This is a genomic window from Mesorhizobium sp. WSM4898, assembly GCF_029625845.1.
In the GTDB taxonomy this organism is placed as follows: domain Bacteria; phylum Pseudomonadota; class Alphaproteobacteria; order Rhizobiales; family Rhizobiaceae; genus Mesorhizobium.
Genome location: NZ_JARTVQ010000002.1, coordinates 491,637 through 507,489, shown reverse-complemented (window position 1 = coordinate 507,489; position 15,853 = coordinate 491,637). Strand labels below are relative to the sequence as shown.

Sequence of the window (15,853 nt, the reverse complement as noted above, 5' to 3'; positions counted from 1 at the left end):
CTTTTGACATCACGGTCTGGATGCGGAATGTTAAAAGGCAGAAAGCCAAACAATGGGAGTCAGTCATGGCAATCTATAAAAGTAACGGTGACCGCGTTCCGGACCACATCCTGGCGATGGCCGAAGCGGCCAAGTCGGGCACGGTGGACCGCCGTGAATTCCTGGCTTTGGCCAGCGTTTTCGGTGCATCGACGGCAATGGCTTACGGCATGCTCGGTCTCGCCGCGCCGACGCCGGCCAAGGCCGAGGACGTGCAGGGCAAGAAGGGCGGCGTGCTGAAGGTCGCCATGTCGATCAAGGATCCCAAGGATCCACGCACCGCCGACTGGTCGGAAATTGCGAACGCCGAGCGCCAGGCGCTCGAGCCGCTGGTGAAGTACACGAAGGAGTACACCTTCGCGCCTTACCTGCTGGCAAGCTGGGATATCAACGACGACGCCACCGAATACACGCTGCATGTGCGGCCAGGCGTCGAATGGAATAACGGCGACAAGTTCACCGCCGACGACGTGATCTACAATTTCACCCGCTGGGCCGACAAGGCAGCGGAAGGCAACTCGATGCCTGGCCGCCTCGGCAGCCTGGTCGACGACGGCACCAAGAAGCTGCGCGAAGGCTCCGTCGTCAAGGTCGACGACATGACGGTCAAGCTCAAGCTGAGCAAGCCCGACATCGCCATCATCCCGAACATGTGCGATTATCCGGCACTGGTCGTGCACAAGACCTTCGATGAGAAGGGCGCCAACTTCAAGAATTGCCCGATCGGCACCGGTCCGTTCGAGCTTGTCTCCTACGATGTCGGCCAGAAGGTGGTCTACAAGCGCCGCGAGACCGGCAAGTGGTGGCAGGGCGAAGCTTTCCTCGATGGTGTCGAGTTCATCGATTACGGCACCGATCCGGCGGCGACGGTTTCGGCTTTCGAATCCGGCGAAGTCCAGACCAACCACGAAACGACCGCCGACTACATCAAGATCATCGCTGATGTCGGCGCGCCGGTTTCGGAGGTCGTCACGGCCGCCACCGTGGTGTCGCGCTTCAACATCACCCACAAGCCGTATGACAACCAGAAGGTTCGTCAGGCGATGTTGCTTGCGGTCGACAACGCCACGGTGCTGCAGCTCGGCTACGGCAATGCCGGCACCCCGGCTGAAAACCACCATGTCGCGCCGATCCATCCGGAATATGTCAAGCTGCCCGAGGTCAAGCGCGACATCGCCAAGGCCAAGCAGATGCTGACGGAAGCCGGCGTGATCGATTTCGAGCACGAACTGATCAGCAACGACGAAGACTATCACAAGAACACCACGGACGCGATCGCGGCCCAGCTGCGCGAAGCGGGCATCAAGGTGAAGCGCACCGTGCTGCCGAGCTCGACCTTCTGGAACGACTGGACGAAGTATCCGTTCTCGCAAACCAACTGGAACATGCGCCCGCTGGGCATCCAGGTCATCTCCATCGCCTATCGCTCCGGCGAAGCGTGGAACGAGACGGCCTACGCCAATCCCGACTTCGACAAGAAGGTCAACGAGGCGCTCGGCATCGCCGATGCGGAGAAGCGCAAGGTTGTGATGAAGGACATCGAGCAGACCCTGCAGGATTCCGGCATCATCATCCAGCCTTACTGGCGCAAGCTCTACATCAACATCAAGCCCGAGGTGAAGAACCACTCGATGCACCCGACCTATGAGCACGACTTCGGCAAGGTCTGGCTCGAACAGGCGTGATCCTTTTGCGACAAATATGAGGGGCGTCAGCCCCTCTTATTTGCAGCTTCGTCGCCGTTGCGTATTGTGCAACGGTGGCGGAGCCTCACAAGGTATCCGACACAGGGTTGAACCTATCTGACCCCAACCCGGCCGGCAGGGGAGCGCGCATGTTCTCATTCATTGCCAGACGCATCGGCACGATTCTGCTCACGATGCTATGCCTGACGCTGGTCGTCTTCTTTCTCGTCAATCTCGAGCCCAACTTGAAGAAGCTGGCGATCAGCCAGACCGAGATGCACACGTCGGCCGAACAGCTCGAAAGCTGGCTGGTCAATCACGGCTACCGGCAGAACTTCTTTGCGCGCTACGGCCAATGGCTGGGCGTCCTGCCCAAGCAGCCGATCACCGATCCTGCCACCGGCAAGGTGACGCAGCGCTTCTCCTTCTGCAACGACCCGGTCGAGCCGAAATTCTCCGGCGTGCTGCAGGGCGATTTCGGCTGTTCGACCAAGTTCAAGACGACGGTCGCGGCCAAGCTGTTTCCGGCACTCGGCGCCACCGGCATATTGATGTTCTGGGTGCTGGCGGTGATGGTGCCGATCTCGCTGCTCATCGGCATCCTTGCCGGCATGCGCGAAGGCTCGCGAACGGACCGGACCCTGTCGGTGGCCTCGATCGCCTCGACGGCGACGCCCGAATATGTGTCGGGCGTCATCTTCACCGTCATCTTCGCCTCGTGGTTGGGCTGGCTGAACGGCTCGGCGGCATCCGCCAGCCAGGGCATCACCTTCTACAATTTCACCCTGCCGGTGATCACTCTGGCGATCTACGGCACCGGCTATATCGCGCGCATGACACGGGCCTCGATGGTCGAGGTGATGACGCAGCAGTATATCCGCACGGCCCGCCTCAAGGGCCTCTCCTTCGGCAGTGTGGTGATCAAGCACGCGCTACGCAACGCGCTGATCGCGCCTTTCACCGTCATCATGCTGCAGTTCCCGTGGCTGCTCACCGGCGTCGTCATCGTCGAGGTGATGTTCCGCTACCAGGGTTTCGGCTACACGCTGGTCGAGGCCGCCGGCAACAACGACATCGACCTTCTGCTCGGCTGCTCGCTGGTCTCGGTATTCATCGTGCTGATCACCCAACTCATCTCGGATGTCGGCTACGCGTTTCTCAATCCGCGCATCAGAGTTCAATAGGGGGCAGGGCGGATGCAGATCGAATATATCGGTGCCTTCGATGTCGTGCTCGGCGTGCTTTGGCGCTTCTGGCCGGTATGGGTCGCGCTTGTCCTGGTGATGGGCGTTAGCTTTACCTACAAGAAGAAGCTCGGGCTCTACGGCCAGCTCTTTGACAGCGGCGTCGGCATTGCCGGCGTCGGCATCTGCCTGTTCTGGCTGTTCACGGCGATCTTCGCCTCGACCATCTCGCCTTTCGATCCGCTGGCCCAGGTGTCGATCATGAAGGATACGCTGCCCGGCGCGATCGAGCCGACATCGAAGCTCGTCTACTATTTCGGCGGCGACAAGCTTGCCCGTGACGTGTTCTCGCGCATGGTCTATGGCAGCCAGATCGTGCTGATCATCGCGCCGGCGGCGACCGGTTTTGCGCTGATGGTCGGCATCACGCTCGGCCTGCCGGCCGGTTACTACGGCGGCAAGATCGACACGGTGCTGTCCTTCCTCGCCAATCTGGTGCTGGCCTTCCCGGTGATCCTTTTGTTCTACCTGCTGGTGACGCCAGGCATCATGGATACGCCTATCCCGTACGCCCTGGCGGGGCTGTTCTTCCTGTTCCCGATCATCTTCTTCTGCGTGCTGTTCTGGACCCGCTACAAGAACCGGCCGGACCGGCTCTATCTCCTGCTCGGCCTGACGCTCGTCATCGGGGGCTGGATCTATACGGGCCTCGTCTTCGACAAGGATCCGCTGAGGATCGTCCACATCGATCCCAACCAGCTCAACATCTTCGTGGCGGTGGTGTTCGCCTCCAGCCCCGGCGTGTTCCGCATCGTGCGCGGGCTGACCATGGATATCAAGACACGCGACTACGTGGCGGCGGCGCAGACGCGCGGTGAATCGCCCTGGTACATCATGCTGTGGGAAATCCTGCCCAATGCACGCGGACCGCTGATCGTCGATGCCTGCCTGCGCATCGGCTATACGACGATCCTGCTCGGCACGCTAGGTTATTTCGGCCTGGGGCTGGCGCCCGAGAGTCCCGACTGGGGCACGGCGATCAAGGATGCCAGTCGGCTCTTGCGCTCCTTCATCCACCCGGCGCTGCCGCCGACGATCGCGCTGATGTCGTTCGTGCTGGGCCTGAACCTTTTGGCGGATTCGCTGCGCGAACAGTCGATGAAGGATTGATGGCGGGGCTTCGGGCCCCATCTTCCAGGAAGCAAGGATTGGAGCGACCCATGAACGAGGCAGTTCGAGATCCAGCCAAGACGACCAATGGGCCGATCATCGAGATCGAGAACCTCTCGATCTCCTTCTTCACCCGCAAGGGCGAGATCCCGGCGGTGATGGACTTTTCCTGCACGGTCATGCCCGGCGAGGCGATGGGCATCGTCGGCGAATCCGGCTGCGGCAAGTCGACCGTGTCGCTCGGCATCATGCGCGACCTCTCAAACATCGGAAAGATCGTCGGCGGCCGCATCAAGTTCCAGGGCAGGGACATGGGCGAGATGTCCGACGAGGAGCTTCGGGCCATCCGTGGCAACAAGATCGCCATGATCTATCAGGAGCCGATGGCGAGCCTCAATCCGGCGATGAAGGTCGGCCAGCAATTGATGGAAGTGCCGCTGATCCACGACAAGGTCTCGAAGGAAGAGGCCCATAACCGTGCACTGGAGATGGTGCGCGCGGTCAAGCTGCCCGATCCGGAGCGCATGATGCGCTCCTATCCCCACCAGCTTTCGGGCGGCCAGCAGCAGCGCATCGTCATCGCCATGGCGCTGCTGTCGAAACCGGCGCTGCTGCTCCTCGACGAGCCGACGACGGCGCTCGACGTCACCGTCGAGGCCGGCATCGTCGAACTGGTCAAGGGGCTGGGCCAGAAGTTCGGCACCTCGATGATCTTCGTGTCGCACAATCTCGGCCTCATTCTCGAGACCTGCGACAAGATCACGGTGATGTATTCCGGCGAGGCGGTCGAGACCGGCAAGATCGAGGACGTGTTCGACCGGATGCGCCACCCCTATACGCAAGGGCTGTTCCGCTCGATTCCGTTGCCTGGCGCCGACAAGAATTCGCGGCCGCTGATCTCCATTCCCGGCCAATTGCCGCTGCCGCATGAGCGGCCGAAGGGATGCAATTTCGGACCCCGCTGTCACCATTTCGTCGAGGGCGTCTGCAACGCCGCCGAAATTCCGATGGTTGCCGTCGAGGGGCATGAGGGCCATTTCTCGCGCTGCGTGCGTTTCAACGAGATCGACTGGGAAGCGCTGCCGCCCGGCGCCAAGAAGGTCAACGAAAAGGTCGAGCCCGGCGCGCCGGTGCTCAAGATCGACAATCTCAAGAAGTATTACAAGGTCGGCGGCAGCGAGGTGTTCGGCTCCAGCGAAGGCCGCGTCGTCAAGGCCAACGAGACGATTTCGTTCACCGCGCGCGAGTCCGAAACGGTCGCGATCGTCGGCGAGTCCGGCTGCGGGAAATCGACGCTCGCCAAGGTGCTTCTGGGGCTTGAGACCGCAAGCTCGGGCACCGTGACGCTGGGCAACAAGGAGATCCAGTCGACCGGCATCGAGAGCCGCAATGTCGAAACGGTGTCGTCGATCCAGATGGTTTTCCAGAACCCGTTCGACACGCTGAACCCCAGCCATACGGTCGGCTCGCAGATCATCCGCACGCTGGAGAAGTTCAATGTCGGCAAGACCGTCGCCGAGCGGCGCAAGCGCATGCTGGAGCTGCTCGACCTGGTGAAGCTGCCGCGGGCGTTCGAGACCCGCAAGCCGCGCCAGCTCTCAGGCGGCCAGAAGCAGCGCATCGGCGTGGCCCGCGCCTTCGCTGGCGACGCCAAGGTGGTGGTGGCCGACGAGCCGGTCTCGGCGCTCGACGTCTCGGTGCAGGCGGCGGTGACCGAACTCTTGATGGACATTCAGCGCAAGAACAAGACGACCATGCTGTTCATCAGCCACGACCTGTCCGTGGTGCGCTACATCGCCGACCGCGTCGTCGTCATGTATCTCGGCTATATCGTCGAGCAGGGGACGACGGACCAGATATTCTCGCCGCCCTACCATCCCTACACCGAGGCGCTGCTCTCGGCGATCCCGATCGCCGACACCAGCGTGGTCAAGAAGCACATCGTGCTCGAAGGCGATATCCCATCGGCGATGAACCCGCCGACCGGCTGCCCCTTCCAGACGCGCTGCGGCTACAAGAAGCTGGTGCCGGACAATCTGTGCGAGACGACGGTGCCGCCGGTGAAGAATCTCGGCAACGGCCATATGAGCCTGTGCTGGCTGTCGGACGATGTCTTGGCGAAGATGGAGCCGGTCATCAAGTTCGACAAGGAGCATGCGGCACATGAAGGCGTGCCGGACGACGCGCCGCACGGCACTGGGCCGGGCTTTGCCGGCACCCCGCCCAAGCGCCCGAGGGGCAAGAGGCCGAAGCCGAACTAAAACTTCGCCGGGTCCCGGCCTCAGTTCCCACATTGCCGCAACTGGGCGGCGTAGTCGCGGGCCATTTGGTCCGTGGCGCGCGCGTAGTTCTGCACGCCGGCATCGCCGCGATTGCCGCGTCCGTAGGCCGACCAGCCGAGATAGTAGGCGAGATAGAGACTGTAGGTGTCGTTGCGGGCGACGCCGAAGCTGTCGACAGTCTTGGAATGATACCAGCCGACGAAGTCGATGGCGTCGGCGAAACGGCTGCGGCGCGCCGCCCAGTTGCCGGTCTCCATCTGATATTGCGACCAGGTGCCGTCCAGCGCCTGCGAATAGCCCACGGCGGTGGAGACATGTTTCCAGGGAATGAAGCCGAGCAGCTTGGTGCGCGGTGGCCGGGCGTTGCTCTTGAAGCCGGATTCCTTGCGCACCGTCGCCATCAGCACCGGAACGGGAATGCCGTATTTTTGTTCGGTGCGCTCGGCGGCGGACTGCCAGTTGTCGAACCAACCGTCATTCTGGTCGAAGACGGCGCAGACATTGTTGATGTGGCTGGGCGCCGTCGCGCAGGCCGAAAGCGCCAGCAGCACAGAGACAACGACAGTTTTACTAAAACTCGAGCTAGGCATCGGAAGACGAATAGGGCGAAATCATAAAAGGAATCTTTCGAGCTTCCTTAACGCCGACCGAGGCTCCTCGATCTGGGCTCTATCGATATTTCGACTTCACTCGTCGCATTTGTCTTCATCAGAACGAAAAAATGCCGCCTTAGCTAAAATCACGCCGGCAAATGGCGAATTCCTGACAGCTCGCGCCTGACGTCGGCGCTCTGATAGACGCATGACCGAACCAAGACGAAAACGCGGCGCCGAACGGACCAGCAACCGCGGGCCCGCCCCCATTCCGCAGCTGCCGCCACGGCGTGTGGTCAACCCTTACCCGCCCATGGCGGTGCTTTCGGCCGACCAGATCGAGTCCATTCACCAGGCCTCGATGCATATTCTCGAAAGTTTCGGCATCGAGGTGATGAGCCCGCGAGCGCTCGCGCTGTTCGAACGCGCCGGCGCCAAGGTCGATCACAGCTCGATGAATGTGCGCCTCGATCGGGGCATGGTCGACGAAGCGCTGAAGACGACACAGGCCGGCTACACACTTACGCCACGCAACCCGGCTCACGCCGTTTATCTCGGCGGCAACACGATCAACTTCACGCTGGTGGCCGGGCCGCCCAATGTGCACGACATGGAGCGCGGCCGCCGCGCCGGCAATCTCGCCGACTATTGCGATCTCGTCCGGCTGGCGCAGCATTTCAACTGCATCCATATGCTGGGGAACCAGGTCTGCGCGCCGATCGAGCTGCCGGCGAATTCGCGGCACCTCGACACCTACTTCGCCAATCTGACGCTGACCGACAAATGCTTCCATGTCTCGGCGATCGGCCGGGGCAGGGCGCTGGACGGCATCGAGATGATGGCGATCGCGCGTGGCTTGACTCTCGACCAGATCGGCCGGGATCCCGGCGTCACCACCATCATTTCCGTCAACTCGCCGCGCCGCTTCGACGAGATGATGGCCGAAGGGCTGATGACCATGGCCGAGTTCGGCCAGTCGGTGGCGGTGACGCCGTTCACGCTGATGGGCGCGATGAGCCCGGTGACGCTTGCCGGCGCGCTGGCGCAGCAAAATGCCGAGGCACTGTTCGGCATCGTGCTGACCCAATTGGTGCGGCCCGGCGCGCCGGTGATGTATGGCGCCTTCACTTCCAATGTCGACATGAAGTCCGGCGCGCCGGCCTTCGGCACGCCGGAGAACACCAAGGCCAACATCGCCTCCGGGCAATTGGCGCGGCGCTACAATCTGCCGTACCGCACGACGCCGGGCTCGGCGTCCAATGCCGCCGATGCGCAAGGCGCCTATGAGACGCTGATGGCGCTGTGGGGTGCCGTGCTTGGCCACGGCAATCTCGTCTATCATGCCGCCGGCTGGCAGGAGGGCGGACTGACGGCCTCATTCGAAAAACTCATCATCGATGTCGAGATGATGCAGCACATGATGGAATTCCTGCGGCCGATCGTGGTCGACGAAGGCGAATTGGCGGTCGACGCATTGGGCGCCGTGCCCACCGGCGGCCACTTCTTCGGCGAGCCGCATACGCTTGAACGCTATGCCACCGCCTTCTATCAGCCGATGCTTTCCAACTGGCAGAACTACGAGGCCTGGCAGGAGGCCGGCGCGCTTGACACGACGGCGCGCGCGACCCGGCTCTGGAAGAAGGCGCTGGGAGAGTACGTTCAGCCGACAATGGACCCAGCCGTGCGCGAGGCACTTGAAGCCTATATGGCGCGCCGCAAGGAAGCGATCGGGCACGGCGAGCCGTGACTTTTCCGTCGGCGCGAGGCACCCCCCTCTGTCCTGCCGGACATCTCCCCCTCAAGGGGGGAGATTGGATGTCACCTCGGCCTTCGCCAATCTTCAGCGCGGGGAATTTAGCGAGACGCATGAACTGCCAATCTTCTCCCTTGAGGGGGAGATGGCCGGCAGGCCAGAGGGGGGTGCCTGGTGCTGCCTTTCCGATTCAATTTGTCTTCCCAACTCACTGAGATAACGAGAAGAACCCATGAAGTCGCATGCAAAGGTCGTGGTCATCGGCGGCGGTGTCGTAGGATGTTCCGTGCTGTTCCATCTTGCCCGCCACGGCTGGACGGACGTGGTGCTTCTGGAGCGCGATGAGCTGACCTCGGGCTCGACCTGGCATGCGGCCGGCGGCATGCACACCATCAACGGCGATCCCAACGTCGCTAAGCTGCAGAAATACACGATCTCGCTTTACAAGGAGATCGAGGAGCTTTCCGGCCAGGCTACAGGCGTGCATCTGACCGGCGGCGTGCTCTTGGCAGCAACCGAGGCGCGGCTCGACTGGCTGCGCGGGGTCGTCTCCAAGGGCCGCTATCTCGGCATCGACCTCGAGGTGATCTCGGCGAAGGAAGCGGCCGAGTTGATGCCGCTCATCGATCCGAAGCAATTCGTCGGCGCCGTGCGCAACAAGGAGGACGGCCATCTCGATCCCTCCGGCGTCACCCACGCTTACGCCAAGGCGGCGCGGAAGCTGGGCGCGGAAGTGGAGCGCTTCACCAAGGTCGAGGACATCGTGCGCCGGCCCGACGGGCTTTGGCGCGTCATCACCAACAAGGGCGATGTGATCACCGAGCATGTCGCCAACGCCGGCGGTCTTTGGGCGCGCGAGGTCGGCCGCATGGTCGGGCTCGAACTGCCGGTGCTCGCCATGGAGCACATGTACCTGATCACCGAGGACATGCCGGAGGTCGCCGACTGGAACAAAAAGACCGGCACGGAAATCATCCATGCGGTCGACTTCGACGGCGAGCTCTATCTGCGCCAGGAGCGCGGCGGCATGCTGATGGGCACCTACGAGAAAGCCAACAAGGTCTGGTCCGAATTCTCCACACCCTGGAATTTCGGCCATGAGCTCTTGGAGCCGGATATCGACCGTATCGCGCCTTCGCTCGAAATCGGCTTCCGTCACTTCCCGGCCTTCCAGAAAACCGGCATCAAGCAGATCATCAATGGACCTTTCACCTTTGCGCCGGATGGCAATCCGCTGGTCGGTCCGGTGCGCGGCCTGCCGGGCTTCTGGGTCGCCTGCGGCGTCATGGCGGGTTTTTCCCAAGGCGGCGGTGTTGGCCTGGCGCTCGCAAACTGGATGATCGAGGGTGATCCCGGCGCCGATATCTGGGCGATGGACGTGGCGCGCTACGGCGACTGGGCGACGATGGCCTATACCAATGCCAAGGTGCGCGAGAATTACTCGCGCCGCTTCTCGATCCGCTTCCCGAACGAGGAACTGCCGGCCGGGCGTCCGCTAAAGACAACGCCCCTTTACGACACATTGTCGGCCAAGGGCGCGCAATGGGGCGTCGCCTTTGGGCTGGAAGTGCCGCTCTGGTATGCGCCCGAAGGGGTCAAGGACGAGTTCTCCTGGCGGCGGTCGACCGATTTCGACCATGTCGGCAGCGAAGTGGCCGCCGTTCGCAACGGCGTCGGCCTCTCGGAGATCTCGAGCTTCGCCAAGTACAAGGTGACGGGCGAGGGGGCGGCAGCCTGGCTCGACCGTCTGCTTGCCTGCAGGTTGCCGAAACCCGGCCGCATGACGCTGGCGCCGATGCTGAAGGAAGACGGCAAGCTGATCGGCGATTTCACGCTCGCCAACATCGACGACAGCGACTGGTTCATCGCCGGCTCCGGCGTCGCCGAGCAGTACCATATGCGCTGGTTCGAAGCGCATCTTTCGAAGGACGGCTCGGTGGAGATAAAATTGCTGGGGCAGAAGCTCACCGGCCTAGCCATCGCCGGGCCGAAGGCGAGGGCGGTGCTGGCCAAAGTCACCCGCGCCGACGTCTCCAGCGCGGCGTTCCCATTCATGGCCGTCGCCAGGATGGATATCGGCATGGCGCCGTGTCTTGTCGGCCGCGTCAGCTACACCGGCGATCTCGGCTATGAGATCTGGGTGGCGCCGGAATATCAGCGCGCCGCCTACCAGGCGCTGGTCAAAGCGGGCGAGGAATTCGGCATCGGCCTGTTCGGCTCACGCGCGCTCAATGCGCTCAGGCTCGAAAAGAATTACGGCTCATGGGCGCGCGAATACCGGCCGATCTACGGACCGGTCGAGGCCGGGCTCAACCGTTTCGTCGCCTATGGCAAGGAGGCCGACTTCATCGGCAAGGAAGCAGCACTTGCCGAGCGCAAGCAGGGCGGCAAGCTCCGGCTGCGCGCCTTCATCGTCGAGACCACTGATGCCGATGTCATCGGTGACGAGGCGATCTGGCATGACGGCGTCGTGCGCGGCTGGGTGACGTCCGGCGGCTATGCGCACAATGCAAAAAAGTCCATCGCCATGGGCTACGTGCCGAAGGAGATCGCCGACAGGCCCGACGGCTTCGAGATCGAGATCCTCGGCAAGCGCCACGCCGCGCGCATTCAGGCAACGCCGCTGTTCGATGCCAATTTCGAGCGGATGCGCGCCTGAAAAACAGGCGCGCGTCCGCACAGGGCATCAGGCGCTGCGGCGGTTGTCGAGCGCGAAAGCGCCGGGACCGGCAAAGACCAGATAGAGGAAAATGAAGCAGAACGAGATCGCCGCGTCGCCGCCATTGTTAATGGGGAAGAAGTCGCGCGGGAAATGCGCCATGAAATAGGCGATGGCCATTTCGCCGCAGAGCAGGAACGCCACGGGTCGGGTCAACAGCCCCAGCGCCAGCAGGATGCCGCCGGCGAATTCAAGGATTGCGGACGTCGGCGCGAGCCCCGTCAGCGCCCCGGCATGGGCGCCGGCGGGGAAATTGAACAGCTTCTGGGTGCCGTGCTCGGTGAACTGCAGCGCCGTCATGATGCGAAGCACGCCCAGCGCCTGCGGCTGATAGCGGGAGAGACCTTCTAAAAGCTTCATCTAAACTCCATCTTGCCCTTCCGGACCCGCCATAAATTATCGCCCGGAAGCGGACCATTCACTTCCCATGCCCTGCCATCAACAATCGGTGAGTGGGCATGAGTTCACCTCTTCCGGCTTATTCTCGCCGTGGTTGCAATTGTCTCTCATAAGTTGTATTGATGCGCGGATACACCAAATCATCCGGGAATCCATCGCCATGAAAAAATTCGCCATCAGCCTCTTCGCATTCCTTGCAGGCACGAGCTTCGCCATAGCTGCCGATGCTGGTTGTGATGCTTTCAAATGGCCGGTGACACGCGAGCAGGCCCTGTTTCCGTCAGCGTCCGCCGCCCAGTCCGGCGCGGCCCTGACAGTCGGGCAAGCGGCGGATTTCTCACTTGCAGCGGTCGACACGATCGGCTTTGAAGTTCCGCCTGGACGTGCACCGGCAGCCGGCACGTTCGGCGCGATGGCAAGCGTGACCGTACCGGCTGAAGGTGAGCTCCAGTTCAGCCTGTCCGATGAGGTCTGGATCGATGTCGTCCAAGACGGCCGCGCCGTGAAGTCGGCGGGCTTCAGCCGCGCGAAGACCTGCCCAGGCATTCGCAAGAGCGTGCGCTTCAAGCTGTCGGCCGGTCCGGCCACCGTGCAGCTCAGCGGCGCCAAGAAGGCCGATCTCAAAGTGGCGGTGCTGACGCCGGAGTGACGCCCAAGAGGGCGACGCTGGCGCCGGGCCAGCGCTCCCCTCTGCCCGGCCCGACCTCCGCAGCAGCTGCGCCGCGGCTGCGGAGGGTGGACCGGACATCTCTCCAACAAAGGGAAGCGGCAGTTTCTACCGCCCAGGCGCCAGCAGCGCGAAATGCGCGCCCTGCGGGTCCTGGCATTGGATGATCCACTGCGCGCTCGGCACCTCCATCGGTCCCATCAATACCTTGCCGCCATTGTCGGTGACGCGCTTGGCGGCGGCGTCGATTGCGTCGACGTTGAAATAGAACTGCCAGACCGGGACCGGGATCTGCGGCGGCTTGTTCATCATGCCGCCGCCGGATTCGGGGCCGGCGCCGAAGGTCTGGTAGATGCCCATCTCGCCCATGTCGAACTGACCGGCGCTCTCCCATCCGAACTGGCTGGAATAGAAGTCGAAAGCGGCTTTCCAGTCCGAGGTGTAGAGCTCGTGCCAGCCAACATGGCCGGGCGTGGTAGCGGGTACCGGCGGCTGCTCGGGCTGGTTGGGCTGCAGGAACATGAAGGTCGCGCCCTGCGGGTCGGCGACGACGGCGAAGCGACCGACGCCGGGAATATCATCCGGCGCGCGATGAACGGCACCGCCAGCGTCCTTGAGCGCCTTCGTCGAGGCATCGACGTCCTTGGTGTAGATGTAACCGAGCCAGGCCGGCGGCATGCCCATCTTGGCGGCATCCTCCGGCATCGTCATCAATCCGCCGACGCCGCGCAGGCTGGAATTCACCACGATATAGCGCGGCATGCCCGGCGCCTTGTCGAAGGGCTCGGCCCGCCAGCCGACGACAGCAGTATAAAAAGCCTCGGCGGCGTCGAGGTCGGTGGTCATCAGTTCGTACCAGAAGAAGGGTTTTGCGGCATTCGGCATGGTCGGTCTCCTCACCGGTTCAGGCAGCGATCGCGGTTCCGATCCATCGTAGGACGATCTCGGCGACAGAAATCCGACATCTGGACCAGAAATCGAGAACGGCAAGGCGCTCATGCATGTCACTCAAAAATGCGCAGCGGTTTTGGGCGGCCGACACGCATCAAATCGGAGCTTGAAGCGCGTCGGCCTATCCGTTCTGCGCGAAGCGCCATAGGAACGGTGATCTTGCATGGCCCGGGGTTTTAGCCTTTGCTGCGGGCAACGAGGGGCTGTCTTCCCTGCGTCGAATGTCGCTTGCGCCCAAGAGCGGCTTTGCCATCGCGAGGAGCTCGACCCTGGTCCGAGCGGGGACTGGACCCAGCTTAACGACGACGATTTCCGCGCGCTCGCCTCGCGCCTGTCAGACGAGGCCGACGAGGGGCCGCTCTGGGTGTTCGCTTATGGCTCGCTGATCTGGAAGCCGGCGTTGGAATCCATCGAGCAACGCCGCGCCTCCGCCTATGGCTGGCATCGCTCCTTCTGCCTCGACATGGTGCGCTGGCGAGGCAGCGCCGCGCAGCCGGGGTTGATGATGCTCGAGCGCGGCGGCTTTGTGACGGCGTCATCTATCGTCTGCCGGACGGCGAGAAGCCCGCCCAGATCGAGAGATTGCTGCGGCGAGAAATCGACGATCATGAAAGCGTCAGCTCGGTCCGGTGGGTTCCGGTACGCACGGCGCAAGGATCGCTGCGGGCGCTGGGTTTCTGGGTCGGGGTACGGGTAGGGGCACGTCGCTCAGGCAGCCGCTCGAAAGGGTGGCAAAGATACTGACACGCGCGTGCGGCCATGTAGGTTCCGGCGCCGAATATCTTTACTACACCGTCAGCCACCTCGAAACATCCGGCATCCATGACCGCAATCTGTGGCGCCTGCAGGAGCTCGTGGCCGACGAGATCAGGTCGATCCATCCCTCCAGGATTGAATGCGCTGAACCGACAGACATCGGCGTGGCGAAACATGACTGATATTATCATGTTTTTATGCAAGTAATACAGCAGCTTGGCCGAAAATTGACCAATTGATAAAAAAATAAAACGTGCTAGCCTTCCTCAAAACAAACAAGGGGAACTGGAATGGCGACTGGTCATTTCATCGAAGGCATAGCCGGCGGCCGGCTGTCTGCCGAGCAGTATGCCGATAATTTTTCCGACCTGCACCCGCCGCTCGATCATCACGAGGCGCTGGTCGAGTCCGATCGCTGCTATTTCTGCTACGATGCGCCGTGCATGAATGCATGCCCGACCTCGATCGATATCCCGATGTTCATCCGGCAGATCGCGACCGGGAATCCGCTGGGCTCGGCCAAGACCATCTTCGACCAGAACATTCTTGGCGGCATGTGCGCCCGCGTCTGCCCAACGGAGACGCTGTGCGAAGAGGTCTGCGTGCGCGAGGTGGCGGAGGGCAAGCCGGTGCAGATCGGCCGCCTGCAGCGCTATGCGACCGACGTCGCGATGGATGAGGGCAAGCAGTTCTACAAGCGCGCCGAACCGACCGGAAAAACGGTCGCCGTGGTCGGCGCCGGGCCGGCGGGCTTGGCGGCGGCCCATCGCTTGGCCCGCCACGGCCACGATGTGACGATCCTCGAAGCGCGGCCGAAGGCTGGCGGCCTCAATGAATACGGCATCGCGGCTTACAAGAGCGTCGACGATTTCGCTCAGGCCGAGGTCGACTACGTCACCGCGATCGGCGGCATCGACATCCAGAACGGCAAAGCGCTCGGACGGGACTTCCAGCTTTCCCACCTGATCCGCAACTACGATGCGGTGTTCCTTGGCCTCGGGCTCGGCGGCGTCAATGCGCTGCGCGCCGAAGGCGAGGATACGGATGGCGTCGCCAACGCGGTCGAGTTCATCGCCGAACTCAGGCAGGCAGGCGACCTTTCCAGCCTGCCGGTCGGCCGCCGCGTCGTCGTCATCGGCGGCGGCATGACGGCGATCGACGCCGCGGTGCAGTCGAAGCTGCTCGGCGCCGAGGAGGTGACGATCTGCTACCGGCGCGGCCAGGAGCATATGAATGCCTCCGGCTTCGAGCAGGATCTGGCCGCCGCGAACGGCGTCACGATCCGCCACTGGCTGCAGCCGAAGCGCGTCATCGCCGAGAACGGCAAAGTGTCGGCGATCGAGCTCGAATACACAGCCATGAATGGCGACAAGCTCGCCGGTACCGGCGAAATGCTGAGGCTCAACGCCGACCAGGTGTTCAAGGCGATTGGCCAGAGCTTTGTGCCGGCCCATCTCAACGGCAGCGTTGCCTCCATCGAGCTCGATGGCGGCCGCATCAGGGTCGATGCCGAGGGCCGCACCTCGCTGGCGAAAGTCTGGGCGGGCGGCGACTGCATCTTCGGCGGCGACGACCTGACGGTCTCGGCCGTGGCGCAAGGCCGCGACGCCGCCGAATCCATCCACCGGGCACTGACCTCTAACGGGAGGGCATGA

General features: G+C 62.8%; 11 protein-coding genes and 1 pseudogene. 9 read left to right on the top strand and 3 right to left on the bottom strand.

The window, feature by feature from the left end:
* Positions 1–65: 65 nt before the first annotated feature.
* The 4 genes from P9228_RS09885 (at position 66) to P9228_RS09870 (ending at position 6,339) form a co-directional block, all read left to right on the top strand.
* Positions 66–1,724 (top strand): ABC transporter substrate-binding protein, encoded by a 1,659-nt coding sequence (locus tag P9228_RS09885; protein ID WP_095779087.1) that lies wholly within the window; start codon positions 66–68, stop codon positions 1,722–1,724.
* A gap of 149 nt (positions 1,725–1,873) precedes the next feature.
* Complete coding sequence (locus P9228_RS09880; protein WP_067328931.1) at positions 1,874–2,908, top strand: ABC transporter permease; 1,035 nt, start codon at positions 1,874–1,876, stop codon at positions 2,906–2,908.
* Positions 2,909–2,920: 12 nt separating this feature from the next.
* On the top strand, positions 2,921–4,078 hold the full coding sequence (locus tag P9228_RS09875; protein ID WP_278053224.1) for an ABC transporter permease: 1,158 nt from the start codon (positions 2,921–2,923) through the stop codon (positions 4,076–4,078).
* Positions 4,079–4,128: 50 nt separating this feature from the next.
* The gene (locus P9228_RS09870) at positions 4,129–6,339 is read left to right on the top strand and encodes an ABC transporter ATP-binding protein (protein ID WP_066990565.1); all 2,211 of its coding nucleotides are present in this window, start codon (positions 4,129–4,131) and stop codon (positions 6,337–6,339) included.
* A gap of 20 nt (positions 6,340–6,359) precedes the next feature.
* Here the strand turns inward: P9228_RS09870 and P9228_RS09865 are convergent, their stop codons facing one another.
* Positions 6,360–6,950: a transglycosylase SLT domain-containing protein gene (locus P9228_RS09865; protein ID WP_278053220.1), complete on the bottom strand. Its 591-nt coding sequence runs from the start codon at positions 6,948–6,950 to the stop codon at positions 6,360–6,362.
* Positions 6,951–7,161: 211 nt separating this feature from the next.
* Between P9228_RS09865 and P9228_RS09860 the strand changes: the two genes are divergently transcribed.
* Both P9228_RS09860 and P9228_RS09855 read left to right on the top strand, forming a co-directional pair.
* Entirely contained in the window at positions 7,162–8,700 is a 1,539-nt protein-coding gene (locus tag P9228_RS09860; protein ID WP_278053218.1) for a trimethylamine methyltransferase family protein, read from the top strand.
* Positions 8,701–8,938: 238 nt separating this feature from the next.
* Positions 8,939–11,365 carry an FAD-dependent oxidoreductase gene (locus tag P9228_RS09855; protein ID WP_278053217.1) on the top strand — a complete coding sequence of 809 codons (2,427 nt, stop codon included), beginning with the start codon at positions 8,939–8,941 and terminating at the stop codon, positions 11,363–11,365.
* Between the two features lie 27 nt (positions 11,366–11,392).
* Here the strand turns inward: P9228_RS09855 and P9228_RS09850 are convergent, their stop codons facing one another.
* On the bottom strand, positions 11,393–11,785 hold the full coding sequence (locus P9228_RS09850; protein ID WP_278053216.1) for a DoxX family protein: 393 nt from the start codon (positions 11,783–11,785) through the stop codon (positions 11,393–11,395).
* A gap of 199 nt (positions 11,786–11,984) precedes the next feature.
* Between P9228_RS09850 and P9228_RS09845 the strand changes: the two genes are divergently transcribed.
* The gene (locus P9228_RS09845; RefSeq protein WP_067328944.1) at positions 11,985–12,473 is read left to right on the top strand and encodes a hypothetical protein; all 489 of its coding nucleotides are present in this window, start codon (positions 11,985–11,987) and stop codon (positions 12,471–12,473) included.
* Positions 12,474–12,599: 126 nt separating this feature from the next.
* Here the strand turns inward: P9228_RS09845 and P9228_RS09840 are convergent, their stop codons facing one another.
* Positions 12,600–13,376 (bottom strand): VOC family protein, encoded by a 777-nt coding sequence (locus P9228_RS09840; RefSeq protein ID WP_278053214.1) that lies wholly within the window; start codon positions 13,374–13,376, stop codon positions 12,600–12,602.
* 278 nt (positions 13,377–13,654) lie between these two features.
* Between P9228_RS09840 and P9228_RS09835 the strand changes: the two are divergent.
* Positions 13,655–14,380 (top strand): annotated as a pseudogene (locus P9228_RS09835) (gamma-glutamylcyclotransferase).
* Between the two features lie 108 nt (positions 14,381–14,488).
* Positions 14,489–15,853: an NAD(P)-dependent oxidoreductase gene (locus P9228_RS09830; protein WP_278053212.1), complete on the top strand. Its 1,365-nt coding sequence runs from the start codon at positions 14,489–14,491 to the stop codon at positions 15,851–15,853.